Origin of the sequence: Pseudolactococcus insecticola (assembly GCF_011170065.1) — a bacterium.
In the GTDB taxonomy this organism is placed as follows: domain Bacteria; phylum Bacillota; class Bacilli; order Lactobacillales; family Streptococcaceae; genus Pseudolactococcus; species Pseudolactococcus insecticola.
The window spans coordinates 228911-250838 of sequence record NZ_BLLH01000001.1; the positions used below are offsets into that span (position 1 = coordinate 228911).

General features: G+C 42.5%; 33 protein-coding genes and 1 pseudogene. 30 read left to right on the forward strand and 4 right to left on the reverse strand.

The genetic code is table 11. From position 1 onward, the window contains the following. Positions 1 to 33: 33 nt before the first annotated feature. Complete coding sequence (gene alaS / locus Hs20B_RS01165) at positions 34 to 2649, forward strand: alanine--tRNA ligase (protein ID WP_172354749.1); 2616 nt, start codon at positions 34 to 36, stop codon at positions 2647 to 2649. Between the two features lie 266 nt (positions 2650 to 2915). On the opposite strand, the gene Hs20B_RS01170 is transcribed toward alaS, so the two are convergent. From Hs20B_RS01170 to Hs20B_RS01180, 3 genes and pseudogenes are all read right to left on the reverse strand, one after another. Next, complete coding sequence (locus tag Hs20B_RS01170) at positions 2916 to 4358, reverse strand: recombinase family protein (protein WP_172354751.1); 1443 nt, start codon at positions 4356 to 4358, stop codon at positions 2916 to 2918. Between the two features lie 427 nt (positions 4359 to 4785). Next, positions 4786 to 5064: pseudogene (locus Hs20B_RS01175) on the reverse strand (DUF3644 domain-containing protein); the annotation flags it as partial. 44 nt (positions 5065 to 5108) lie between these two features. After that, a complete protein-coding gene (locus Hs20B_RS01180) occupies positions 5109 to 5837 on the reverse strand; it encodes a S24 family peptidase (RefSeq protein WP_172354755.1) in 729 nt (242 codons plus the stop codon). Between the two features lie 318 nt (positions 5838 to 6155). Between Hs20B_RS01180 and Hs20B_RS01185 the strand changes: the two genes are divergently transcribed. The 3 genes from Hs20B_RS01185 (at position 6156) to Hs20B_RS01195 (ending at position 6764) form a co-directional block, all read left to right on the forward strand. Then, complete coding sequence (locus Hs20B_RS01185; RefSeq protein WP_172354757.1) at positions 6156 to 6296, forward strand: hypothetical protein; 141 nt, start codon at positions 6156 to 6158, stop codon at positions 6294 to 6296. A 75-nt stretch (positions 6297 to 6371) separates the two neighbouring features. Next, on the forward strand, positions 6372 to 6611 hold the full coding sequence (locus Hs20B_RS01190) for a helix-turn-helix domain-containing protein (RefSeq protein WP_172354759.1): 240 nt from the start codon (positions 6372 to 6374) through the stop codon (positions 6609 to 6611). Positions 6612 to 6623: 12 nt separating this feature from the next. Beyond that, entirely contained in the window at positions 6624 to 6764 is a 141-nt protein-coding gene (locus Hs20B_RS01195) for a hypothetical protein (RefSeq protein WP_172354761.1), read from the forward strand. On the opposite strand, the gene Hs20B_RS01200 is transcribed toward Hs20B_RS01195, so the two are convergent. Then, a complete protein-coding gene (locus Hs20B_RS01200; protein ID WP_172354763.1) occupies positions 6747 to 6929 on the reverse strand; it encodes a hypothetical protein in 183 nt (60 codons plus the stop codon). The genes Hs20B_RS01195 and Hs20B_RS01200 overlap by 18 nt on opposite strands. 70 nt (positions 6930 to 6999) lie before the next feature. Between Hs20B_RS01200 and Hs20B_RS09870 the strand changes: the two genes are divergently transcribed. From Hs20B_RS09870 to Hs20B_RS01325, 26 genes are all read left to right on the forward strand, one after another. Next, the gene (locus Hs20B_RS09870; RefSeq protein ID WP_371863827.1) at positions 7000 to 7188 is read left to right on the forward strand and encodes a BOW99_gp33 family protein; all 189 of its coding nucleotides are present in this window, start codon (positions 7000 to 7002) and stop codon (positions 7186 to 7188) included. 40 nt (positions 7189 to 7228) lie between these two features. After that, positions 7229 to 7564 carry a hypothetical protein gene (locus tag Hs20B_RS01205; RefSeq protein ID WP_172354765.1) on the forward strand — a complete coding sequence of 112 codons (336 nt, stop codon included), beginning with the start codon at positions 7229 to 7231 and terminating at the stop codon, positions 7562 to 7564. Further along, the gene (locus Hs20B_RS01210; protein WP_172354767.1) at positions 7561 to 7812 is read left to right on the forward strand and encodes a hypothetical protein; all 252 of its coding nucleotides are present in this window, start codon (positions 7561 to 7563) and stop codon (positions 7810 to 7812) included. Before Hs20B_RS01205 ends, Hs20B_RS01210 begins: the two co-directional genes overlap by 4 nt. Before the next feature lie 10 nt (positions 7813 to 7822). Continuing rightward, a complete protein-coding gene (bet, locus tag Hs20B_RS01215) occupies positions 7823 to 8590 on the forward strand; it encodes a phage recombination protein Bet (protein ID WP_172354769.1) in 768 nt (255 codons plus the stop codon). After that, positions 8587 to 9495 carry a DUF1351 domain-containing protein gene (locus Hs20B_RS01220; RefSeq protein ID WP_172354771.1) on the forward strand — a complete coding sequence of 303 codons (909 nt, stop codon included), beginning with the start codon at positions 8587 to 8589 and terminating at the stop codon, positions 9493 to 9495. Before bet ends, Hs20B_RS01220 begins: the two co-directional genes overlap by 4 nt. A gap of 163 nt (positions 9496 to 9658) precedes the next feature. Further along, positions 9659 to 10528 carry a hypothetical protein gene (locus tag Hs20B_RS09630; RefSeq protein WP_191088431.1) on the forward strand — a complete coding sequence of 290 codons (870 nt, stop codon included), beginning with the start codon at positions 9659 to 9661 and terminating at the stop codon, positions 10526 to 10528. Further along, the gene (locus Hs20B_RS01230) at positions 10525 to 10773 is read left to right on the forward strand and encodes a hypothetical protein (protein WP_172354773.1); all 249 of its coding nucleotides are present in this window, start codon (positions 10525 to 10527) and stop codon (positions 10771 to 10773) included. The genes Hs20B_RS09630 and Hs20B_RS01230 overlap by 4 nt, the downstream gene beginning before the upstream one ends. Beyond that, positions 10773 to 11159, forward strand: a complete 387-nt coding sequence (locus Hs20B_RS01235) for a RusA family crossover junction endodeoxyribonuclease (RefSeq protein WP_172354775.1) — start codon at positions 10773 to 10775, stop codon at positions 11157 to 11159. The genes Hs20B_RS01230 and Hs20B_RS01235 overlap by 1 nt, the downstream gene beginning before the upstream one ends. Beyond that, the gene (locus tag Hs20B_RS01240; protein ID WP_172354777.1) at positions 11156 to 11350 is read left to right on the forward strand and encodes a hypothetical protein; all 195 of its coding nucleotides are present in this window, start codon (positions 11156 to 11158) and stop codon (positions 11348 to 11350) included. The genes Hs20B_RS01235 and Hs20B_RS01240 overlap by 4 nt, the downstream gene beginning before the upstream one ends. A gap of 32 nt (positions 11351 to 11382) precedes the next feature. Next, positions 11383 to 11616, forward strand: a complete 234-nt coding sequence (locus tag Hs20B_RS01245; RefSeq protein WP_172354779.1) for a hypothetical protein — start codon at positions 11383 to 11385, stop codon at positions 11614 to 11616. Further along, positions 11609 to 11785: a hypothetical protein gene (locus Hs20B_RS01250; RefSeq protein ID WP_172354781.1), complete on the forward strand. Its 177-nt coding sequence runs from the start codon at positions 11609 to 11611 to the stop codon at positions 11783 to 11785. Before Hs20B_RS01245 ends, Hs20B_RS01250 begins: the two co-directional genes overlap by 8 nt. Positions 11786 to 11827: 42 nt before the next feature. Further along, complete coding sequence (locus Hs20B_RS01255) at positions 11828 to 12019, forward strand: recombinase family protein (RefSeq protein ID WP_172354783.1); 192 nt, start codon at positions 11828 to 11830, stop codon at positions 12017 to 12019. A 34-nt stretch (positions 12020 to 12053) separates the two neighbouring features. Next, on the forward strand, positions 12054 to 12467 hold the full coding sequence (locus Hs20B_RS01260; RefSeq protein ID WP_172354785.1) for a terminase small subunit: 414 nt from the start codon (positions 12054 to 12056) through the stop codon (positions 12465 to 12467). After that, entirely contained in the window at positions 12460 to 13665 is a 1206-nt protein-coding gene (locus tag Hs20B_RS01265) for a PBSX family phage terminase large subunit (protein WP_172354787.1), read from the forward strand. The genes Hs20B_RS01260 and Hs20B_RS01265 overlap by 8 nt, the downstream gene beginning before the upstream one ends. Beyond that, on the forward strand, positions 13665 to 14987 hold the full coding sequence (locus tag Hs20B_RS01270) for a phage portal protein (RefSeq protein WP_172354789.1): 1323 nt from the start codon (positions 13665 to 13667) through the stop codon (positions 14985 to 14987). Before Hs20B_RS01265 ends, Hs20B_RS01270 begins: the two co-directional genes overlap by 1 nt. Next, entirely contained in the window at positions 14965 to 16197 is a 1233-nt protein-coding gene (locus Hs20B_RS01275; RefSeq protein WP_172354791.1) for a polymorphic toxin type 50 domain-containing protein, read from the forward strand. Before Hs20B_RS01270 ends, Hs20B_RS01275 begins: the two co-directional genes overlap by 23 nt. 6 nt (positions 16198 to 16203) lie before the next feature. After that, a complete protein-coding gene (locus Hs20B_RS01280) occupies positions 16204 to 16413 on the forward strand; it encodes a hypothetical protein (RefSeq protein ID WP_172354792.1) in 210 nt (69 codons plus the stop codon). Then, on the forward strand, positions 16413 to 16745 hold the full coding sequence (locus tag Hs20B_RS01285; RefSeq protein WP_172354794.1) for a YjcQ family protein: 333 nt from the start codon (positions 16413 to 16415) through the stop codon (positions 16743 to 16745). The genes Hs20B_RS01280 and Hs20B_RS01285 overlap by 1 nt, the downstream gene beginning before the upstream one ends. 10 nt (positions 16746 to 16755) lie before the next feature. Then, positions 16756 to 17271: a capsid assembly scaffolding protein Gp46 family protein gene (locus Hs20B_RS01290; RefSeq protein ID WP_172354796.1), complete on the forward strand. Its 516-nt coding sequence runs from the start codon at positions 16756 to 16758 to the stop codon at positions 17269 to 17271. Positions 17272 to 17787: 516 nt separating this feature from the next. After that, on the forward strand, positions 17788 to 18771 hold the full coding sequence (locus tag Hs20B_RS01295) for a hypothetical protein (RefSeq protein WP_172354798.1): 984 nt from the start codon (positions 17788 to 17790) through the stop codon (positions 18769 to 18771). Between the two features lie 116 nt (positions 18772 to 18887). Beyond that, positions 18888 to 19571 carry a phage tail tube protein gene (locus Hs20B_RS01300; protein ID WP_172354800.1) on the forward strand — a complete coding sequence of 228 codons (684 nt, stop codon included), beginning with the start codon at positions 18888 to 18890 and terminating at the stop codon, positions 19569 to 19571. Next, positions 19546 to 20115, forward strand: a complete 570-nt coding sequence (locus Hs20B_RS01305) for a hypothetical protein (RefSeq protein ID WP_172354802.1) — start codon at positions 19546 to 19548, stop codon at positions 20113 to 20115. The genes Hs20B_RS01300 and Hs20B_RS01305 overlap by 26 nt, the downstream gene beginning before the upstream one ends. Before the next feature lie 130 nt (positions 20116 to 20245). Continuing rightward, a complete protein-coding gene (locus Hs20B_RS01310) occupies positions 20246 to 20758 on the forward strand; it encodes a hypothetical protein (RefSeq protein ID WP_172354804.1) in 513 nt (170 codons plus the stop codon). 8 nt (positions 20759 to 20766) lie between these two features. After that, positions 20767 to 21231, forward strand: a complete 465-nt coding sequence (locus Hs20B_RS01315) for a phage head-tail connector protein (protein WP_172354806.1) — start codon at positions 20767 to 20769, stop codon at positions 21229 to 21231. Next, the gene (locus Hs20B_RS01320; protein WP_172354808.1) at positions 21228 to 21551 is read left to right on the forward strand and encodes a hypothetical protein; all 324 of its coding nucleotides are present in this window, start codon (positions 21228 to 21230) and stop codon (positions 21549 to 21551) included. Before Hs20B_RS01315 ends, Hs20B_RS01320 begins: the two co-directional genes overlap by 4 nt. Beyond that, positions 21541 to 21906: a hypothetical protein gene (locus Hs20B_RS01325; RefSeq protein WP_172354810.1), complete on the forward strand. Its 366-nt coding sequence runs from the start codon at positions 21541 to 21543 to the stop codon at positions 21904 to 21906. The genes Hs20B_RS01320 and Hs20B_RS01325 overlap by 11 nt, the downstream gene beginning before the upstream one ends. Positions 21907 to 21928: the final 22 nt, after the last annotated feature.

The window sequence follows — 21928 nt, forward strand, 5'->3', positions numbered from 1 at the left end:
CAATAAACAAAAATCAAACAAAGGAAACTACTCATGAAAAAAATGACATCACAAGAAGTTCGTCAAATGTTCCTCGACTTCTTCCAATCAAAAGGTCACACAATCGAGCCGTCAGTGAGCTTGGTACCAGTCAACGACCCGACCTTGCTCTGGATTAACTCAGGCGTTGCGACGCTCAAAAAATACTTTGATGGCTCAGTCATTCCAGAAAATCCAAGGATTACAAACGCCCAAAAAGCTATCCGCACAAATGACATCGAAAATGTCGGTAAAACTGCGCGTCACCATACCATGTTTGAAATGCTGGGTAATTTTTCAATCGGGGATTATTTTAGAACAGAAGCGATTGCTTGGGGATTTGAGCTTTTGACAAGCCCTGAGTGGTTTGATTTCCCAGCTGAAAAGCTTTACATGACTTACTATCCTGACGATAAGGACTCTTATAATCGCTGGATTGAGGTTGGTGTTAAACCCGATCATTTGATTCCGATTGAGGATAATTTCTGGGAGATTGGTGCTGGTCCGAGCGGTCCAGATACTGAGATTTTCTTTGACCGTGGGGAAGCTTTTGACCCTGAAAATATCGGCATCAAACTTGTCGCCGAAGACATTGAAAATGACCGTTATATCGAAATATGGAACATTGTACTCAGCCAGTTCAATGCGGATCCGAGCGTGCCGCGCAGCGAGTACAAAGAATTACCACACAAAAATATTGATACGGGCATGGGCTTAGAGCGTATGGTTGCCGTTATTCAAGGAGCGCATACCAATTTTGAAACGGATTTATTTATGCCGATTATCCGCCAGATTGAGCAGTTGTCAGGCAAGACTTATGACCCTTACGGCGATAACATGAGTTTCAAAGTCATTGCTGACCACATCCGCTCGCTGTCATTTGCCATTGGCGATGGGGCACTTCCGGGAAATGAAGGTCGTGGTTACGTCTTGCGCCGCCTGTTACGTCGTGCTGTCATGCACGGTCGTAAACTCGGTATCAATGACACATTCCTTTACAAACTTGTCAAAATCGTCGGTGAGATCATGGCTTCTTACTATCCAGAAGTGCTTGAAAAACGTGATTTCATTGAGAAAATTGTCAAGCGTGAAGAAGAAACATTTGCTCGCACCATTGACGCAGGCAGCAAGATGTTTGATGAAGTTATCGCAAAACTCAAGGCTGATAACAAGACAACCCTTGCTGGCAGCGATATTTTCAAACTTTACGATACCTATGGCTTCCCAGTTGAGCTGACAGAAGAATTGGCAGAAGATGCGGGCTTCTCGATCGACCACGCTGGTTTTGAAGCGGCGATGACAGCGCAACAAGAGCGTGCCCGTGCAGCCGTCGTCAAAGGTGGCTCGATGAACAAGCAATCAGAGGTTCTGACGGCACTCCAAGATAGCTCAGCATTTTCTTACACGGAAAAACACCTGTCGTCAGAGCTCATCGCCATTGTCCAAGATGATAAACGGGTCAAAACGGCCAAAGGTCAAGCGCAAGTCATCTTTGCGCAAACGCCGTTTTATGCGGAAATGGGCGGTCAAGTCGCCGACCACGGTGTGATCAAAGACGCCGCAGGGGATGTTGTCGCAAACGTCACAGATGTGCAGAAAGCACCGAATGGTCAGCCTTTGCACGCTGTCGAAATCCTGACGGAGCTGTTTGAAGGCGAAACTTACACGCTTGCCATTGATGAAAAACGCCGAAACGGTATCATCAAAAATCATACAGCGACACACCTGCTCCATGCAGCTTTGCACAATGTCCTAGGCAACCACGCAACGCAAGCGGGCTCACTCAATGAAGTGGATTTCTTGCGCTTTGACTTCACGCACTTTGCAGCAGTTACAGCTGATGAGCTATCTGAAATCGAGCGCCAAGTTAATGAAGAAATCTGGCATGCGATTGACGTCCTGACTGTTGAGACAGACGTGGCAACGGCAAAAGAAATGGGCGCAATGGCACTCTTTGGCGAAAAATACGGCAAGGTTGTCCGTGTGGTTACGATTGGCGACTATTCTATTGAGCTTTGTGGCGGCACGCACGTGGCAAACACGAGTGAGATTGGCCTGTTTAAGATCGTCAAAGAAGAAGGTATCGGCTCAGGCACACGCCGCATCCTCGCATTGACAGGTCAAAAAGCCTTTGAAGCCTTTAAAGAACAAGAAGACATCCTGAAACACGTGCAAGCTTTGGTCAAATCACCACAAGCAGCGCAGACTGTTGCCAAGGTTGAAAATCTGCAGCTTGAGCTCAAAACTGCGCAAAAAGAAATCGAAAGTCTATCTGCAAAAATGGCATCGGCACAGTCTGACGAAATCTTCAAAAATGTTCAAACAGCAAATGGCACAAGCTTTATCGCAGCGAAAGTGACCGCAAACGACGCGGGTGCCCTTCGCAATCTGGCAGACATCTGGAAACAAAAAAATAGCTCAGATATTCTCGTACTTGCAGCGCAAATTGGCGAAAAAGCCAATCTTTTAGTCGCAAGCAACACGAAAACACGCAAGGCAGGCGATCTAGTCAAAGCCCTCGCACCATTTATCGACGGTCGCGGTGGCGGTAAGCCCGACCTAGCTATGGCAGGTGGCACAAAACCTGCTGGCATAGCAGAGTTGCTGGCACATGTTGGCGAAAATCTTTGAGTATCGCAACTTTTTAACTAAAAAATGCAAGTGACTTTAGTTGCTTGCTTTTTTGGTTTGGGAGAATCTTGTTTATCCGATGAGTTAAAACTAAAACTAACAGATAGTACGGCAAATATCAGTAAATCACGCATTTTAATGCTATAATATATGGTATATATCAGATAAAAGCGAAATAAAGAGGAATGGAAAATGGCTAAGAAAAATTATACAATCGGACTGGATATCGGGACTAACAGAGTCGCACAAACTAAATATTGTTAATTTCAAAAGTTCCAGAAAACGCTGAGTTCATCAGGGTTTACAACAATTTTGTTAATCAATTGTTTTACTAAATCAGCTTGTTTTTCATAGCTGATTTTTCTTATATCCGAAAGATCAGTGAGCATTTTTATCGCCTCATCTTTTTTCAAAGGCTTTTCGGTATGTTTCGTTTCTTTCAGTGTTGCTTGAAGATTAGCAAGTTTAAGATCATATTCGTTTTTCTTTTGACTGTAAATACTAATGTCGATGTTATCGTTTAGATATAGGTCAACTATCTTTTTTAACTTTTCCTCTGTATCTTTTATTTCAGTTTCTGCTCGTGAGACAATCAAGTCATTTTGCGATGGTTCTTCATTTATTTTGAGCTTGTCAAGTTTCAACTTTTCCAGCGTTGTCAGTATTTCGTCTTCAAGATCAAAGAGGTCATAATTCGGGCTCTCGCAGCGTTCTGGATTTAAGATTCTACCAGTTCTTTTTTTATAGGAGCCCTGTTTTCCGACACACTGATATTTCTTATTTTTGTAAGTTTTATCTTTTTTGTCCGTTTTCCCATATTGTATGATAGTCAGCCTTTGCCCGCATTTTCCGCATCTGAGTAAACCAGATAGCATGTATTTCGACTGAAATGGCCGTGTTGAGTTCGTTTTTTTATAGGCTTCATCCTGTCTGATTTTAATCTGTCTTTGAACTTCGTCAAAATCGTCGCTTGAAATAATAGGCTGATGAAGTCCTTTGAAATATTCATCATGATATTTGATGAATCCAGCGTATGTCTTTGTCCTGATTATTGTGTATATTGTTGATAATCTCCAAGGCCTGACTTTACCGACGAATCCGCCGTCATTCAGTCTAATCAGTATCTTTGCCAGTGATAACCCGTCCAGATACATATCAAATATTTCTTTGACAATCGGGCCTGTGACTGGATTTATCCGCAATATTCCATCGTCATAATCATAGCCAAACGGCGTGCGAGACGGGCCAGCACATTTGCCAGCTTTTGCTCGGGCATAAGCACCCATTGCCATACGATCACGAATATTTGCTCGCTCAAACTCAGCAAAACTTGCGAACATATTGAAGTTTAGTTCGCCAGATGCCGTCGATAAGTCAATGTTTTCGCTCATTGAAACGAATGAAATATCATTTGATTTAAAAACATCCTTGATGAGATACAGTGCATTTTGAAGATTTCGGGAAAGCCTGTCTAATTTATAGACAATCACAGCTTCAAATCTATGCTTTTTAGCGTCAGAAATGAGTTGCTGCATGTTTGGCCTGTCAAGTTTTGCGCCAGAAAAACCAGCGTCCACATATTCGTGATATATCGTGTAGTCGTGGATTTCGCAGTATTTTTTCAGCTTGTCAATCTGTTCGCCGATGGAGTAGCCGTGCTCAGCCTGCTCCATTGTCGAAACTCTGCAATAAATCGCTACTTTTTTCATGTTTTAGATCTCCTTTTGTGATAAAATAGTATAGTAAAAACACTAGCGATAGTGTATTACGTGGATAGCGTTGCTCAGACACTTTGGCGAGGGAATGAGTAACGCTTTTTTTGCATTCAAAGTTGTTAAATAAATGTTTTTTATGTCATAATTTTTTATCCTAAATACCTGAAAACCCGAAAACAATCGGTAATCGGGTTTTGCTGGTACTGTAACGCACCTTTTGAATAGATTACCCTAATTATATGTTTGGATTTTACTTTTGTCAATAAATATTTTATATTTTTATTTTGCATTTCTATTGATTTTTCACGTTGTTATGGTAAAATAAAGTCATAAAGATAACTTGTGAAGGATTATCGCTGGGTCCCATAATGGGGTAGGCACTTCGGTGCTGAGCATTCCTATGTGCCTGGGGTTATTTTTTTTATTTCGATTTTTTCAAGCTTTCAACAAAATTGTTGGGAGCTTTTTCTATTTCAGACACGATAAAATCAATAAATTGTTGAGAGTAAGTAAAATGATGTTGTTTTCCAATAACGTGCTCATAAGCATACTTTTCATTAAATTTAATATGATAGAAATCAATAACAAGACTCAAAACGTATGTATTGAACCCTTTTTCATAACCTAATTTAATTTGTCTTTTCTTCAATCGCTCTTGAACGGAAATAACTACACTTTCATAAGAATATTTATGCGTATCAACAAGCTTTTCGTTTAAATTTTCCATAGTTTTCCTTTCTATTTTTAACGGAATCCGCCATACCGCCCAACAACCTTACCAATAATCCTGAAATCACGATCTGGCGTGATGGCAATATCATCATACTTGGCGTTCAGACTGTGCAGGGAGCCGCTCATACCGTCTAGTCGCAGCTCTTTCACATAGGCGCCACCATCAAGCTCAAACACGCCTATATCGCCGTCAGAGAGCTCGTATGTCTGCTCTACAAAGATGTAGTCGCCGTCATGATAGTCAGGCTCCATTGAGTCGCCATAGACAGGCACGACAAAGTCGGCGTCATAGCTGACAGGCAAGCTGACAGTTTCCCTGTGCGTCTCGCCTAGATACTGGCCTGTGCCCGCAGACACCGCTTGGTCGTAGTAGGTGTAATCATAGCTGGGTGCGTCCTCGTGTATGCTGGTGTCTTGTTCTGACGATTGTTCGGATAGTTCTTTTTTGGCGAATGTCAGCACTTTTTCTTGGCGGGGTTCGTGAAGTTTTGATGAAGTTGCGGAAATTTGTGCAATGATAGAATCAGAAGTAGCAGTTACATCGTACATAATTTCTTCCGCAGGAATGCCGAAAATTTGTTCTAATTTTACCATTTCAAACATTTTTGGCGAACGTTCACCTTTTTCCCAACGAGAAATAGTTGATTTTGTTCGTCCAATTTTATTGGCTAATTCTTCCATTGTTAGCCCTTTTTCTTTACGCAGCTGTTTTAGTTTTGTCGCAAATATTATATTACTCATTTTGTCTCCTTAAAATCATTATAACGCTAAAGTTGCAAAAAGTAAATAAAAAAAGTTGTAAAAAGTAAACTTTTAGTGTTGACAAGTTACAACAAACATGATATAATAGATTTATCAAGTAAGGAAAGGAAGCTTGAAATGGACTTCATTCAAAAAGTCGCTGAGCTTATCATTCAAATACTTACAATCGCCACAATGATTAAAGTATTGAAAAAAGATGATAAGAACAACGACTAACAATTAGCCAAAGCAGGGCATAAGCCCTAGGCTTTGGTGTACGTCCATTTTAACATAGAGATGAAAAAAAACAAAATTCAATTGGCATTTTTAATTGCAGTGCTGGTAGCTCAGATTATTGCGCTTATTGCGGGATTTTTGATTGATTATCCGGAAATTATTGACTCAATCATTCAAATTCTCGTTCTGGTATCTGCGCTATGGGTAATCAGTAGTAAATAATTCAGTTCGCTGTTTTATTTACTTTAAAAGTTGACAAATTACAACTAACGTGCTGTAATTTAGAGAGGAGGAAATATGAAGACAAATAAAGAATTTGATGATTTACTAGAAACTTCTGGTATGAAACTATCTGTTATCGCTAAAAGAATTGGAGTGGAGCCAAATAGCTTATATCGCTGGCGACAACGTCCTGAGATTCTCAATAGCGAAACCATCATGAAAATCAGTGCAGCGACAGGTATTGACGAGAAAACAATCTCAAGCCTGTCGCTAAACATTGCGAGAAAAGTTTACAAGCTGCAACACGCAAGCTAGAAAGGTGTAGGCATGGATGAAGTTAATCTTAAAGTTAATATCAAAAATCTTGATGGATTAAAAAAACTGCTCACAAGAGTAGAAGAACTCAGTGAACAGCTTAAAAATGCAGTTGATGAATTGGAAAAAATTGAATTAGAAGTCGAAATCTAAAGTTAAATCAATTTCTTCCGAACAATTTGAACAATAGCTTTTGCCAGTTGGAACTTTGACTTTATGTTTGCAATGAGGACATTCAACATCGTATAGTCGTTCATTAAGCTCATTTTTGGCTTTATTAGTTACTTGTTTCATAATATCATCAGTAAATTTACTCAAAATGCTTGCCTCCTTTCGTTGTGATAGGACTATTATATCAAATGAACACACAAGCTAGAAAGGACACTAATTGGCATATAAAGTAACTCACATACTAGCTGACGGAACAGTCGTAGATGATATGACTAATCATGTCATACCACACACTGACGCTACTAGAGGATTCTACAAGCTAGTGAGCTCGATTAGAAATGAGCAACAGAAAAAGCAACAGACACATACTTTGGCGAGTTCGTCTGTTGCTTCAAAATTGGTATAGTCGTAAAAAAACTATACTCTATTATAACACAGAAGGAAAAATGATGAAAGAATACATTATCACAAAAACAGATTTAGAGTGGCAAAACTGGCAGCTAAAAACTGAAAACGAACGGCTCAAGGCTGAAAACAGCCGACTCAACTCAGAGAACGTCTGGGCACGCAAAAACGTCGATGTCGTGATTGACGTCAACAACAAGCTCAAGACCGAGATTGAATCGCTGAAAAAACAGCTAAACGGCGAGAATGTCCCGCTAGCGATCTATCCGAACGTCTTTACCAAGTCGAAAGCTTGGAAAGCAGATACTAGTCATGATGATGATCGCATGACGTATGATGAAGCAGCAGCTTACTTAGAAATGGAGCTAGACGCATGAATGAAGAAGCATATCAACGTGAGATGAGCGAGATTGAAGATTTCGAGAAAGAAGATGAAAAGAAACGTGACTATATTGATGAACATCACCGTGATACAGTGAACGCGATTAAAGAAGAAATAAAAAGCCTGATTTTCATTAACTATTTTGATGAAGCTCGTGAAAAGATTGACGATTTAGGAGCTTTCTTAAATTCTGCTAGCTACGACTACGACGAAGCAATAGAGATTATCAAAAAATATCAATGAGGTGGAAAAAATGACAAATCAAGTAGCAAACACAAACCAGACACAATCTGGCGCAGTATCTTTTGAAGTAAATGGCGAAACAATCAAATTAAGCCCACAAATTGTGCGCCAATATGTCGCCAAAAATCAGAACGTGACAGATGATGAAGTCATGTATTTCATGGCTTTGGCTAAAGCTCAAAAGTTAAACCCATTCACAAATGATGTGTACCTCGTCAAGTACAATAATGCGCCAGCGCAAACAATTGTGAGTAAAAAAGCTTTCATGGAAAAAGCTGAGGCTAACGAACATTACAAGGGCTTTGAGGCTGGTATCGTTGTCATGCGTGATGGTCAGTTAGTCGAGCAAAAAGGATCGCTCAGTTTGCCGACTGACGAGCTGATTGGTGGTTGGGCTAGGATTTACAGAGATGATCGAGATGTGCCAGTTGAGAGCGTGGTATCGCTCAAAGAGTACAGCAAGGGTCAAAGTACATGGAAAACAATGCCAGCGACTATGATTCGCAAGGTGGCACTTGTAAATGCCATTCGTGAGGCTTTTCCTAGTCTTGGAAATCTCTATGATAAAGATGAGCTGCCAGAACAAAGAAAAGAAGTAAATGGCGTATTTGAGCCAACTCCTGATGAAATCAATAACTTCGACAAGCAGGCTTATGTTGAGCAAAGAAAAGCTGATTTTGAAAAGAAAAGAGCTGAATTATCACAGCCCAAAGCTGACGCTGAAACAGGAGAAATCCTTGAACCAGTTGCAGAGATGACAGGAGGACTTGAATTTTGATTACAGATTTAAATGTCACATTAACGCCTGCGATCATCAGCATTGGCGATCGTGATAAGTTTGAAAAAACAATCAACGAAATCGTAAGCAACTATAAGGGATATACGCCTTCGATAGATAATCTAAAGGCAGACAAAGCGACACGAGCGACTATAAACAAACTGATCAAATCAATAGATGATCGCAGAAAAGATATAAAAAAAGACTACGAGCAGCCACTTGACGAGTTTCAGGACTGGCTAAAAAAAGCAGTAGAATCACTTGTCAATGTCAAGCTGACGATTGACGTTGGTATCAAAGAAATAGAGGCAAACGAACGTGCCCTGCGTGCAGATAGTGCACGAGTTGTTTTAGAAAATATGGCTATTGATGCGGGATTCCAAAAAGATAGCCTAGCCGTCAAAGATGAGATGCTTGTCAAAGCGAACTTCACAGACGACTACAAGCCGAAGAAGTCACTAATAGATGAGCTTGACTATATGGTTCAAAATGCTGTTGAGGCACGCAATGCGCGTGATAAAAATTTATCAAGTATCGCAACGATGGCGGAAATGAATGGTCTCTCAACAGAACCATACGTTAGAGCGCTAAATAGCGGATCTGATATCGCCGAAATCTTGCAAGCAATGAACGCAGACGCTCATGCGCAAAAAGAGCGAGAAGAACGATTAGCGCAGCAACAAAAAGAGTTTGAGACAAAGAAACTAGAAGAAAGTTTCAACCCTGCTGAGAAAGCCACAGAATCGCCTGTAAGGCCTGTTGCTGAAAAGGTGGTAAATAATCCATATCCTGCTATGCTGAGTATCACAGTAGATATTGAGAGCTTTGAGCGTAAAGAACAGTTTAAACAATGGATGACAGAAAATAACTACACTTGGCAAGTCAAAGATTTCAAGAGTAAGTAAATGAACGAGCTGGGCAATCTCGTTAAACTGCTATCGGAAACTAGGCGAATATGTCGAGTGTTTCTACTTAGTCTAATACGCAGTTCAACTCACAAATATGAACGCCGACGGGGGAAGTGCCCGATATAGGTATTTAAAAAGAAAAATAGAAAGGATAAATTAATTGGCACAATTTAGAATGATTGGCAAAACAGTGATTCAGACACAGAAATTTCTGAGACTGCCGCTTGAAACACAAGCAGTGTATTTTCACTTAATGCTTAATGCTGATGATGAAGGTGTAGTTGAAGCTTTCCCTGTAATCAGAATGATTGGCGCAAGAGAGGATAGTTTAGATGAATTAGCTGATAAAAAATTCATCAATCTTCTCAATGATGAATTAGTTTATTTCATCGTTGACTTTGGCGAACAAAATACAATCAGACGAGATCGTATAAAACCAAGTAGATATAGAGATTTAATCTCTATGCCGCAGGATTTAATCTCTATGCCGCAGGATTTAATCTCTATGCCAAATTTGTCCGCACAGAGTAGAGTAGATAAGAGTAGAGTAGATAAGAGTAGAGTAGATAAGAGTAGAGTAGAACATTCTAATCAAAAAATCGAGCGCCCGAGTTTAGACCAAATCGAATCTGTCTCAGAAACAGAAACCCTGCGAAAAGCAGAAATCAAGCAGAAATTCATAGCATATTCAGAGCTATACCCCAAGAAAACAAAGAAACGTGAAGCTTACGAAGCGTTTAAGCAACTGACAGACGATGAGATCAAACGGCTAATGACAGGCACTCAGAATCTAGCGACAGAGCTAAAATACGACAAGCAAGACTTTAAATTTTTGAAAAATCAGGCAACGTTTATCACAGACGAGGCGTATTTAGACTACCAAACTGCCAAAACAACGGCACCAGTTGGCAGTAAAACGCCAGAGTGGTCAGAGCCTGATTACAAAAACGAGACCAGCGCAGAAGAGCTTGCTCAGCTTGAGAAAATCAGGCTTGATGCGCTTGCGAAGATTAGTGAGGTGAAGACATGACATCACTAAAATACAAAGACCCACAGCAGATTTTCTGGGAAAACGTCGAGCGATACTCAGCAGAGTACAACATCAGCGTGAAAAAAGCACTGATGGACATCTCAAGCAGTCGCACCACTGTGAACAGACGCTATAATAACTACATCAATAAGACATTTCCAGAAAGCTTGCCGATGGTCATGCGGGATCTAATCAAGTATTTTAACCTGCAATATATCGACCTATTCGAAGACTGGAGCGACTGATGAAAGTCAGCTTTAGCCTGTCAAACACGAAAAAACGGAAAGAGATGATCAGCAGCAATGACCGCCTGCACTATGCCGTGAAAGCCAAGCTGACAGCTCAGTTAAGAGCGCAGGCACGCTTGAAAACGCTAGGCAGTGTCAATGTGCCCTACTCGCCTAAAAAGCCGTGTAGGGTGCTAATAACGGTCTACAGTCCGACACGCAGAAAACTAGACCCGCCAAACCTCTATCCGACAGTCAAAGCGCTAATCGATGGCATGACCGACGCAGGCGTCTGGACGGACGATAATCACGAGGTGATAAAGTCCATGACATTCACGTATGGCGGATTGAGCGGTGACGAGAAGTATCGGATTGAGATTGAAGTGGAAGGAGAAAGAAAATGACTGAACAAAAATATGACAAAGAAGGTCTCTGCCCTGCGTGCGGGTCTATAGATCTATCAGATAGCCACCCGCAGTACGATAGGAATATATGCTGGTTTGAAACGACTTGCCTAGATTGCAATACAAAATTTGACGCAAAATATTTTATGATATTCACGGACAACGAGATTTTAAAAGGAGAAAGAAAATGAACATGGAAAAATTTAAAAGTTTAATTCCTAAAATGAACAGAGAAGAGAAAGAAGAAAAGGTAAAACGAAAATACGTCTCTAAGCACTATGCCGAAACAATCGAAGTCATGAAAGCACAAGCCATGCAGTATATCGAGACAGGTTACATTATACAAGCTGCAGAAGTACTCGAAGACTGGAAATACCTGACGGAGCTACGCCATGACGAATACGATGAATCAATGCCGATTATGGAGAGGTATATCGAAGGTGAAAACTATGACTAATGACAAATTCACAGCGTACATTTGCAAAAATGCACGTAATACATACAGGAATATAAAAAGCGTAGAATCAGGCGGAAAACGCTACACGATGAAAAATAACGGCTATGTCTGGGATACATTCTCACGAAAATGGACACCGTTTTACAAAATTTTGTTCGACATGGATTAAAGCTTAAAAACGTGATAGTTAGACTGGAAGGAGACACACACGATGTTTACAATAACACCCGAGCAGGCCAAGGCGATTAGACGCAAGCAGGCAGATAATGAGTTAAACAAAGAGCAGGTCGCGCGTGAGATTGGCATTACTCACATCACATACAAGAAAGTCATTACAGGCGGTTTAAAAGTTAGAAAGTCGGTTTACGTGAAGGTTATGGAGTGGTTTTCCAAAGACTACTGACCAATCTTCAAATTTTGGCGAAAAAGGGAGGAATATGACACCGAAACAAAGGAAATTTGCGGATAACTATATCAAGACAGGGAATGCGACACAGTCGGCTATTGACGCAGGATATAGCAAGAAAACGGCTAACCAGATAGGCAATGAAAACTTGTTAAAACCTGTCATCAGGCAATATATAGATTCCCACCTTGAACAGCTATCAAAAAACACAATCGCAGACGCCGAAATGGCGCTTGCGGTTTTGTCGTCTATTCTGACTGGCAAAGAACTGGAGCAGGTCGTCACGCAGTCTGGTGAAGTTGTAGAGGTGCCACCGAACAACGTTCAGAAAACTCGTGCGGCTGCTGAGATACTGAAACGCTATCCTGTAGCACAAGAAATCAAGCTTGACGGCGGTATTAAGATAGTCTTCGAAGATGAGGACGAGGACGATAGCGATGAATGAAGTCAGACTGAAATTCGCCAGCAAAAAGCACAGCAAGCTGATGAAAGATAAGTCTGACGTCATCTTTGCCAGTGGCTCACGGCGATCTGGTAAGTCTATCATACTGGCGCAGAAGATCATCGTGACTATGCTGATGAATCGCATGATAAACTGTGTCGTCATCAGGTCAAGCTTTAACCAGCACAAGGATAGCACCTATGCGACACTGGCACGAGTCATCAAGCAAATGAAGCTACAAAGCATTTTCACGGTCAAGAAAACACCGCTTGAGATAGAAGTCAGAGCGACTGGCCAGAAAATAGTATTTCGTGGGACTGATGATCCTGAGAGTGTCAAAGGACTTGATTTCTCAAATGGCGGGCTACATCTTATCTGGTTCGATGAAATCACGAGCATTGACAGGAACGCCTATGAGACGATTACAGGGTCGTTCTCAGGGACTGCTGAGTATGAGGCGAACAATCAGACACTCATCTCAACCAACCCAGCAGGCACGTCATCGTGGGTCAAGGAGTATTTCATTGACAAAAATCTATATGGCGCTAGCGTTTATAGCTTCACGATTTTTGATAATAAATTTCTGTCAAAAAAAGACATTGACCATTTTCTAAAACTCAAAGACATTGACTTTGCCCGCTATCGACGTGAGGCACTTGGCGAGTGGGTATATAGTCAAGGGCTCGTCTACAAGTGGAAAACATTCACAGGCTTACCACGGGGCATTCCTGAGGTGTGGGGGCTTGACTGGGGGAATGCTGGTGGGAGTGGTGACCCGACGGCTATCGTGCGTGTGTTTGTGGATACACAGGCAATGGTACTGTACGTCATGCAGGTAGGTTATTCTAACAGCCTGCCGCTTAATAGCATTGCCCAAATGTTGCCACGAGGTCGAGATGTCAAGATATTTGCAGATACCAACAACGGTATCGCAAACGCTGAGCTGATGCGAAAGGGTTACAATATTAGGCCAATGAAAAAAGAGGTCTCAAAGGGTAAAGTCATCGACGGCGTGAGGCTTTTGCAAACATTTGACATCTACATAGACGAGAATAGTCGTGATCTGCTTTCTGAGATAGGGCAGTATCTCTATGATGATGACGGCAATATCACGACGAATAACAAGACGCCTGACCATTTGCTTGACGCCATGCGCTACGCAGTGAGAGGGTACTGGATAACAGGGAGCAGAGGAAAATAATGGCAGATATAGAGTTTACAGAGGAGTCCATGGGACGGGCACCCGCAAGCTCACCTATCGCAAATGACACGCAGACGGGTGAGATTGCAGTTGCTGAGGCAGGAGAAGGCAGACGTGTGCCATTCATGGACAGCAAGGCTGAAATGCAACGTCAGATACAACACGACATCACGCAGCGCAAGAAAAACAAGATACAAAACGGCTACAAGCCACACAACTTTATCGTGACTGATGACCTTGCAGACTTCATGAAACATCGGCAGGAGCTGACCAGTCACAAAAGTTTCGGCATTGAAAAAGGTGGTGCCTATGTGCCGTTTGATGAGATAGCAGTTGATTTTTTTAGCTCTAACATCAAATGGTCTAATCCGTCAAATCTGACGTATAAGATACTGTCACGGACGCTTGCCATGGGCTACTGTCTCGTCTATGCTAATGCTGATGTGACTGTGGAGACAAGTTTTGAACCGATATTTGACACAGCAGGTAACGTCATCGCCGTCATCAACGATAAAAACGAGGTACTGGCTAACGGTATCAGATATGTCTATCAAGCGAATAAAGGCTATATCGGCACGCCTGAGACGTTTAGCATTGACTGGTACCAGTTAGTCAAGCTAGACGATATGAAGCCTATCTATGCGGACGCAATCAATCTCATCAACGCTTATACAGATAGTCTGAATGACAATAGCGACAGCCTGCGGGCATTTGCTGAGAGCATTCTCACAATCACGGGTATCGATAGCACGCAGGGTATCACGCCTGAGCAGTTGCAGGCCATCGGTGAAGAAGCCATCAATGTGCTAGCGTTTGAGGCACAAATGGGTGGCGACGGCACGTTCGGTGCAACGCCAAAAGCAGACTTCATCGCACCACCGCTGAACACGGAAGCACGGGAAAAGTGGTCAAGCCGTGTGCGCAATGAGATCTACACGACACTCTCTCTGCCTGACTTCGAGCAAATTGCAGGCAATGTCTCAACAGACACCATCAGAATCTATCTCTATCGAACGATTCAGCGTGCTAAGAATATCGCTGATAGCGTGATTGAAGTGTTTAAGGTCATTTTAAATGACGCTAATCTGACCTATGAGATTGACACGCCGTCAAGTCCTAACGACAACATGAAGGCGCTTGACGGGATTACTTACCTGTCTGACGAGACGAAACTGCGTCTAGCGTTTCCTGAGTGGTCTGACAAGCAGGTATCTGACGAGCTGGGACGTTTGCAGGCGACTAAAATGACTAGCGGAGATGCGGCAAGCATGGTCAGCAACCTTATCGGAGGCGTAAACGATGGCAATGGACGAGACGACTAAGAAACAACTGGCATTGCTCGCGGTCGCTTTGACCTTTAACGATAACCTCGATACTAAGCTAGTTACTCTGATGGCTCTGCTTGCCTTCTACGGGCAGGAAAGTAAATCCGACAAAACTATCCGCAACTCACTCAAAACACTCACAGGAGCTAAATCAGACAGTCCTAGCGACGTGTCTGACGGAATCGTCAACTATATCGTGCCACCAAACAAGTGGTACCCGTTTGAAAAGCGCGACGCCTTTGCCATGAAAATGAAGTCTGCGCTTGCGACTGGTGAAATCGTGACAGATACCAGTCAGGCGACTAAGATAGCCAAGCAAATGAGCTCATCAGTCAAGCTGTTTAATCGTATGAACGTCTTTGCAACGGCAAATGCAGACGTGCTGCGTGAGGCTGAAAACGGTGACTACTACGAGGACGTCGAGCAAGAAGACAGAAAAGGACTAGTCATCTGGCGGGCAAGAGGTCAAGCAGACGCTGAGTGTGCCAAGTACAACCGCAAAATCATGACAGTCGATGAGTTCAAGTCCATCTATCCTGTCCACTACAACTGCTACTGTACGGCTGAGCTTGTGCCACCTACGATGAGCGATGAGCGGATAAAAAAGTATCGGTTTAAGGATAATCGTGCTGAGAGTGAGAAGCAGCCGAACACGGTTGAAAGCTTGCAGGAAAAAGGCGATAGAGAGCAGTATGAACGGTGGCAAAATGAAGGTGTCACACTACCGAGCTTTGAACACTTCCAAAATCTCAAACACGAGCCAAATAACCAAGCTTTTGAGCGATTAAGTCAAGAATTCAAGCAAAAGAAATGGTATAATAATACTATCGGTTATGAGGATTTGAGTGATGAGCTTAAGAAAAAAGTGAACATCAATCCTGATATGAATAATCGTCATATTGTTGGTACGCAGCAATGGAAAGATAAGGTTGTCAATTATCAAAAAGACTTGATAGAAGAAGGCTATGATGGGAAAGCATTACCAAGTAAGCTGATGATAAGCAACGAGCAATCACAAAAAATTGTAGAACAAATGCGATTACCTAAAGGATTCAATAGTTCAATGCCTGTAATCTTTAAAGCTGATGATTATATTGCGATATTTATAGACCCTGAAACTGGAGAAGAAATTAAAACAAAATTTGTGAGGGTGTCATTTAGAAAGACAGGTAGTCATTTGACTCCACTTGACCCTAGAGAGGAATAAATAATAATGGACGTGAAAAAACTCAAACCGTTTAGACGGAAAACTATCAAGGTTGTAACTAATAAAAACAAAATATTTGTAGGTAGATTTATTGACTATGAAGATAGTGAAGACGTTGACGTACATACGATTCTACTGGAAAATGAAGATTTATGGTTCAATCAGTTAAAACCAATACCAGTACCAGATATTCAATCAATAGAGGAGATAAAATAATGGCAAAAGATGATTATCACGTTATCGTGTACCAGATTTTAAAGTACCTCTATGAAAGTCTAAAAAATGGTACGGAGATTGATTTTAGACTGCTTGAGGCTGGAAACTTTGGTATTTATCAAAAATATTGGTTATTTATCATGAAGAGTATGAAGGAGCAGGGCTTTGTATCTGGTGTGAGAATTATTGGCACGCAAGGAAGACTAGATATTAAGAGAATAGAGATAACGCCGTCAGGGATTGATTATCTGCTAGATGATAATCTGATGAGTAAGGCTGAGAAGGCATATAATAACGTTAAAGATTTTATTCCGTTATTACCAGGATTATAAGGAGAAATAAATGACTGAAAAAAATCCAAATACAGAAGATAAGAGAAAACCAGAAGAAAACACGCCTGTGACCTTCACGCAAGATGAAGTTGACGCTATGGTGTCGAAATCTGTGACTAAGGCGACGTCTGAGCTGACTGAGAAAATCAAGCAAATGCAAGAGGCGAGCATGACAGAGCAGGAGCTTGCAAAACAACGCCAAGCAGAAGAATCAGCTAAGCAACAGGCCTATGTGGCACAGCTTGAACGTGAGACTCGTGTGAACTTTGCGCAGACACTGCTTGCGACAAATGGCTTGCCAAGTGATCAGCAGTTTGCGGAAATCTATGCTGGCTTTGATAAAGAAAATATCAAGTTACAGATTGAAGCGCAGGCAAAACTCATCGCTGATGCCAAGAAAGCGGAGATTGATAAACTGGCACAAGGAAACGCACCACGTCCGAATCCGTTACCAAGCAACACGGAAACAAAGACGAAAGATTGGGTCAATAAACGTGATGTGCTTGCTGCGGCGGGTATCATCTAGTGAGGAAGTCCGAAAGGGCTTTTTTTGCGTCATTTTTCAGTACTGATAAAAAAAGCATTGACTCATAAAAGAAATTTGTGTTATAATACAAATAAGCAATCGGCTTGCAAACTACCAAAGAAAGCGAGATGTCAGACATCAGCGCACGGCGATGGGTGCAGGGGTAGTGGTATGAATGGGGCAGAGGTTTAGCGTTTTGAAAACGACAGACTGACGTCACTCAGCTTACTGCGTGCTGTCACTATTGACTAAAACTGAATAATCCTAATCGGCTAGAGGGCGATGGGTGTACGGCTAGTTCTGGAATGGGTAGAATACTAAACCAGAGCGTGTCTTTGTCTCATATGACAAGATAATGCTTTGCAAACTACCAAGATGTTAGCGGATAATGTACCTTTACGGGTAGAATACTGTAAAGCGTATGGAACAAGATGAGCGATATTGTCGCATGTCTTTTCCATACGCTTTTTTCGTGTTTTGAGGTCAGTTTCACATATTTTTTATAAGGAGGCCATTATGGCATATCAAATTTTAGGGGAAACGGAGCTTGTCCAAAACGGCGACAATAGCTACTCGTTTGAACTCGACGGTAACTCAGGTTATGACTCTCGTGCGATTTTGTTTGGGACAAGTCTTGAACCACAAAATCAATCAGGTCTGATCCCGCTCAAAGGCAAAGGCGACATTTCAGCATTTTCAGTCTTGTCAAACCAATACATCGGACTGACGAAATCTGACGAAATCACAGGATTGCTCGACTTGCATGGCTATGCGACTCGTGAATACACTGACGGCTTGTCATACGCTCTGACGGGCGGATTAGTCCTTTCTGACGCTGGTAAATATCGTAAAGCCATCAACAAGAAGTTTGACGAGCAAGCGATTTTCGGTATTGACGAAGACAAAACGTACAACGTACAAGGGACAGTACGTGAGCCAAACTCTGTATTTGCTAAGGCAACTAAGGGATTTGGCACTGGCTCGACTGATACACTGACTGGTCAGACTAAAATCATGTACGACATCATGGAAGCAGTTGACTTAATCACTGAATACGGTGGGTCACCAGTTGTAATGCTGCAATCACTGCCAATGTACGAGCTCAATAACTTCACAGCGGTAATCCCTGGTACGGTATGGCAACATACTCAGACGGACGCAACGTTTGTGACAATGCCTGGTATGCGCCAACGTGCGAAATTGTCAGGATTTGACTTCTCTAAGGGTAATCAACCATGGATCGTATTTGACCGCAGCTTGCTGTTTTATGCCAAAGTCGGTGAAGTTCGTCTTGAACTTTCAAACTCTGCGTATGATCCATTTGAATCATTCACAGGAAACACTGGTAAAGGCGACATCTCGAATCCTGGTAAGTCAACTGGTATCTCATACTGGACGAATGATAAAATCGGCAAACGTGCGATTGCTTATCTCGACTATGCTTATGTCGGTGGCGAAAACTCAGCGTTTACGAACATTCCCAGCGACACCCCTGAGTGAACCAGGGGGAGATGATGGCGATGACGACGATGATGAAGTAACGTCAGACAATGACACATCGAGCGTCTATGACAAAGCAGTATATGACGCTGCTGACTATGAATGAGAGGTAGAAAATGGTAATCAAATCAACAAAGCTTGATATTACAACAGTTCTGCCAAACGACACAGCCTTTTTCTTCCGCATTTACTCAATGCGCAAGGACATGGCGGCATATCGTTTGGAGCAGGTAACTGACTTTAGTTATAGCTATGAACGTGGGACTGACTCGACGACAACACGGACAACTCGTGGTGTGCGTAATGTCACGACACGAAATGGCGATGACAGTAAACAATTGACGTTCACAACAGTAGAGAGTATCTCTGTTGAGGCGCATGAATTGCTACGCTGGGCATACCAAAACGGCGAGCTTATCGAAATCTGGGAAGTAACGCCAACCATCACGGCTGACGGTGCAACAGTGCTCGATAACACAGGTAAAGCTGTACCTAAAGGCTGGATGCCTGATCGCTACTGGGTGGGAACGGTAAACGCTGACGACTACTCAAACAACGCAGGCGATGCAACACGTACGCATGAGTGGACGATTGACCTTGAAAACGAGCACGACCAGTCATGGATTCAACCAATCGAGTGGATCTTTGGTGATGATCAGACTTATCCAAATGCGTCACTCAAGAAATACACGGCGACGGATAATCCGACTAGCACTGTTCGTGACACGCAAGTGGACGAACCTCAACCATCATCAGAAGCAAGTCAAAAGGTAGGTGCACAGCCTGCGACACCCTCCTGAGGAGGTTGAACCTCCTGTTTCGAACACGCCAACATATACGTATAGCTTAGCTGCGCAACGTGGTCAGAAATACTATATCGACGGCGCTTTGGCGCTTGATAAATCAGCAGACTGGAATGGCAGCTCTGCTTCTATGTTTAGCTATACGATGAACGTTACTAGTGATAGTAATGGCGGTGCAATCGGTAATATCGTAGTAAACTTTATCGTTTCAAAATCGTCAAGCATTGACGCTAGTGGTGCTGTTAAGACGACGTTGAACTATGTTACTTTGCAAAATGTTAGCTGGACTAAAACAGGGACTGAGACATCTAATAGTGTTGGCACTGTTACAATCAAGATTGGCGACTATATCTACAGTCATGCGATGACCTACTCAGCCGATAACTGGACGGATGAGGTGAATATTAAGACGACGTTTGCCATCACGCAGACTGCTGCACCAGGAGAGACGACAGCACCTATTATATGGGCTGACGTTACAAGCGGACGTGCTGAGGCTATCTTCACGCATTCAGCGACGTCAGTGGCGACAGCAGTATAAAGGAGAGCTTATGGATAGCGAAACGACGGAAGAAATCACTGAATACTTGTCAGATTCTGACACGATTTTAGTTTGAACCGTTAGGCAAAGCGGGGGAAACCTCGCTTTTATTTTAGAAAGGATATAAAAAATGGCAGAAAAAACAAGAGATGAGATTAAAGCGACGATGGTAGCTGGTGAGGTTATCAAGGCTGAGGATATTAGCGATTTTGCGGATAGTGTGCTTTTTAACGAAGAAATTGGTGGATTTATGGCAGAAATTGAAATTCCGCTTTTTAAAAATGATGTCACGTTCTTTTTCAGAATGGCTAATAGTCCCAATGATTTAAATATAGATGTTGTTATTATATTCACGTATTTTAGTAGACAAAAAGTAGAGTTCAAAACTGTTGATGATTTCTGGAATAAAATTCCTGCCGGATTTATAAATGCTACTGGATGTTATGCCCTAAATGATAATACTGGAAACAAAGCAATTGTATCCATGCTTAAAGTTGGTGACGGAATAATTTTGGGGATTAAAGAAAATGGCACCGCTCAAACGAAAACAGCAATCACAAATGTATCATTTGAAAACCAAATCACAGATTTGTCGACTAGAATTTATGCGCCAGTAGGTGCATATGGCGTTCCAGCACCGTAGGAGGTAACATGAGCAACGAAGCAATCACACCTATCAACTATGACGCAATCAAAGACGATTTGATGCTGATTGTGGGCATTGACGATGGAGAAGATGATAGTCAGCTTAGGCAGGCTTACCGTCTAGCGAGTGGCTATCTATATGCGCTTGTGGCTGGCGAGGAGGTCGACACGGTCAAGTTTGAGGCACTTGCTGCAACAGCGCTGAGTGAATCAGCCGTTTATCGTTTTAATCGCCTGTCTGAGGAGGGCATGAGTCAGCGCACGCAGGACGGAGAGTCGATAACGTGGGAGTCTGACCCGATGGAGAAATGGGCAGAAGCCATCAAAGCGACCATCAGAAACAAAATCATCAACTGGAAGCTTATCATGGTATCGACCATCGACCAAAATGAGCGCTATGACCTAGGTTATCGTGTGCCGTTACTTGCTAATGGGACATGGTACTACACGAACACAGGGAGGCTGAGATGACCTATAATCAAACACTTTGGTTTGAGTCTGACAAGGCTGCTTATGACGAGGAGACGGGCAACTATGGCGCTAAGCGCTATGACATACGCTATCCTCGGGCTGATGTGCGCTGGCGTGCGACAGGGGAGCTTTCGTCAGATACCAAGTTTGAGTATCGAGAGTTTATCAGTGTCAAGAGTCAGCGTCCAATCCCTATGAAGATGTGCAAGTGGAAAGGGGCGTTGTTTAAGCCGATTGCTGGGTCATATAAAAAGGTCGAACAGGGACGAGGTCGCAAATGGCACTCAGTGCGGTTTATGGAGGTAAAAAATGGCTTATAAACACACAGAGCACACGCCATTGTTCATGTACAATGCCATCAGAAAAGCGGTCGAGGAAACAGGCTTGACGCTTGCTGAGGCACCAGAAACTCACGATGGTAGCTTACCATACGCATGGATTGACCAGATAAACGGTGAGCGTAGTCAGATTGCACGGCGCAGTCATCGAGCGGGCGACATCTACAACTATACGGCAGTCGTGCATGTCTTCTATCCGTGGGAGCGTCAGGGCGATATGCTCAGTGCTATCTACGAGATAGATGGCCGTGTGCAAGAGGCGTTCTTGCATGATATGACGCAGAGAATTTTCAGAGAGTCTGACGGTGTTTTACACGGGCTCATCAATATCAACTAAAAATAAAATCAATACGAGGAGA

Coding starts and splice junctions, on each gene's coding strand:
- Hs20B_RS01235 (WP_172354775.1), top strand. CDS start 10,773: ATGAAAGTCAGCTTTAGCCTGTCAAACACGAAAAAACGGAAAGAGATG.
- Hs20B_RS01230 (WP_172354773.1), top strand. CDS start 10,525: ATGACATCACTAAAATACAAAGACCCACAGCAGATTTTCTGGGAAAAC.
- Hs20B_RS01255 (WP_172354783.1), top strand. CDS start 11,828: ATGTTTACAATAACACCCGAGCAGGCCAAGGCGATTAGACGCAAGCAG.
- Hs20B_RS01300 (WP_172354800.1), top strand. CDS start 18,888: ATGGTAATCAAATCAACAAAGCTTGATATTACAACAGTTCTGCCAAAC.
- Hs20B_RS01265 (WP_172354787.1), top strand. CDS start 12,460: ATGAATGAAGTCAGACTGAAATTCGCCAGCAAAAAGCACAGCAAGCTG.
- Hs20B_RS01285 (WP_172354794.1), top strand. CDS start 16,413: ATGGCAAAAGATGATTATCACGTTATCGTGTACCAGATTTTAAAGTAC.
- Hs20B_RS01280 (WP_172354792.1), top strand. CDS start 16,204: ATGGACGTGAAAAAACTCAAACCGTTTAGACGGAAAACTATCAAGGTT.
- Hs20B_RS01295 (WP_172354798.1), top strand. CDS start 17,788: ATGGCATATCAAATTTTAGGGGAAACGGAGCTTGTCCAAAACGGCGAC.
- Hs20B_RS01205 (WP_172354765.1), top strand. CDS start 7,229: ATGATGAAAGAATACATTATCACAAAAACAGATTTAGAGTGGCAAAAC.
- Hs20B_RS01170 (WP_172354751.1), bottom strand. CDS start 4,358: ATGAAAAAAGTAGCGATTTATTGCAGAGTTTCGACAATGGAGCAGGCT.
- alaS (WP_172354749.1), top strand. CDS start 34: ATGAAAAAAATGACATCACAAGAAGTTCGTCAAATGTTCCTCGACTTC.
- Hs20B_RS01245 (WP_172354779.1), top strand. CDS start 11,383: ATGAACAGAGAAGAGAAAGAAGAAAAGGTAAAACGAAAATACGTCTCT.
- Hs20B_RS01210 (WP_172354767.1), top strand. CDS start 7,561: ATGAATGAAGAAGCATATCAACGTGAGATGAGCGAGATTGAAGATTTC.
- Hs20B_RS01325 (WP_172354810.1), top strand. CDS start 21,541: ATGGCTTATAAACACACAGAGCACACGCCATTGTTCATGTACAATGCC.
- Hs20B_RS01290 (WP_172354796.1), top strand. CDS start 16,756: ATGACTGAAAAAAATCCAAATACAGAAGATAAGAGAAAACCAGAAGAA.
- Hs20B_RS01195 (WP_172354761.1), top strand. CDS start 6,624: ATGGATGAAGTTAATCTTAAAGTTAATATCAAAAATCTTGATGGATTA.
- Hs20B_RS01275 (WP_172354791.1), top strand. CDS start 14,965: ATGGCAATGGACGAGACGACTAAGAAACAACTGGCATTGCTCGCGGTC.
- bet (WP_172354769.1), top strand. CDS start 7,823: ATGACAAATCAAGTAGCAAACACAAACCAGACACAATCTGGCGCAGTA.
- Hs20B_RS01190 (WP_172354759.1), top strand. CDS start 6,372: ATGAAGACAAATAAAGAATTTGATGATTTACTAGAAACTTCTGGTATG.
- Hs20B_RS01240 (WP_172354777.1), top strand. CDS start 11,156: ATGACTGAACAAAAATATGACAAAGAAGGTCTCTGCCCTGCGTGCGGG.
- Hs20B_RS01310 (WP_172354804.1), top strand. CDS start 20,246: ATGGCAGAAAAAACAAGAGATGAGATTAAAGCGACGATGGTAGCTGGT.
- Hs20B_RS01315 (WP_172354806.1), top strand. CDS start 20,767: ATGAGCAACGAAGCAATCACACCTATCAACTATGACGCAATCAAAGAC.
- Hs20B_RS01320 (WP_172354808.1), top strand. CDS start 21,228: ATGACCTATAATCAAACACTTTGGTTTGAGTCTGACAAGGCTGCTTAT.
- Hs20B_RS01270 (WP_172354789.1), top strand. CDS start 13,665: ATGGCAGATATAGAGTTTACAGAGGAGTCCATGGGACGGGCACCCGCA.
- Hs20B_RS01260 (WP_172354785.1), top strand. CDS start 12,054: ATGACACCGAAACAAAGGAAATTTGCGGATAACTATATCAAGACAGGG.
- Hs20B_RS01250 (WP_172354781.1), top strand. CDS start 11,609: ATGACTAATGACAAATTCACAGCGTACATTTGCAAAAATGCACGTAAT.
- Hs20B_RS01180 (WP_172354755.1), bottom strand. CDS start 5,837: ATGAGTAATATAATATTTGCGACAAAACTAAAACAGCTGCGTAAAGAA.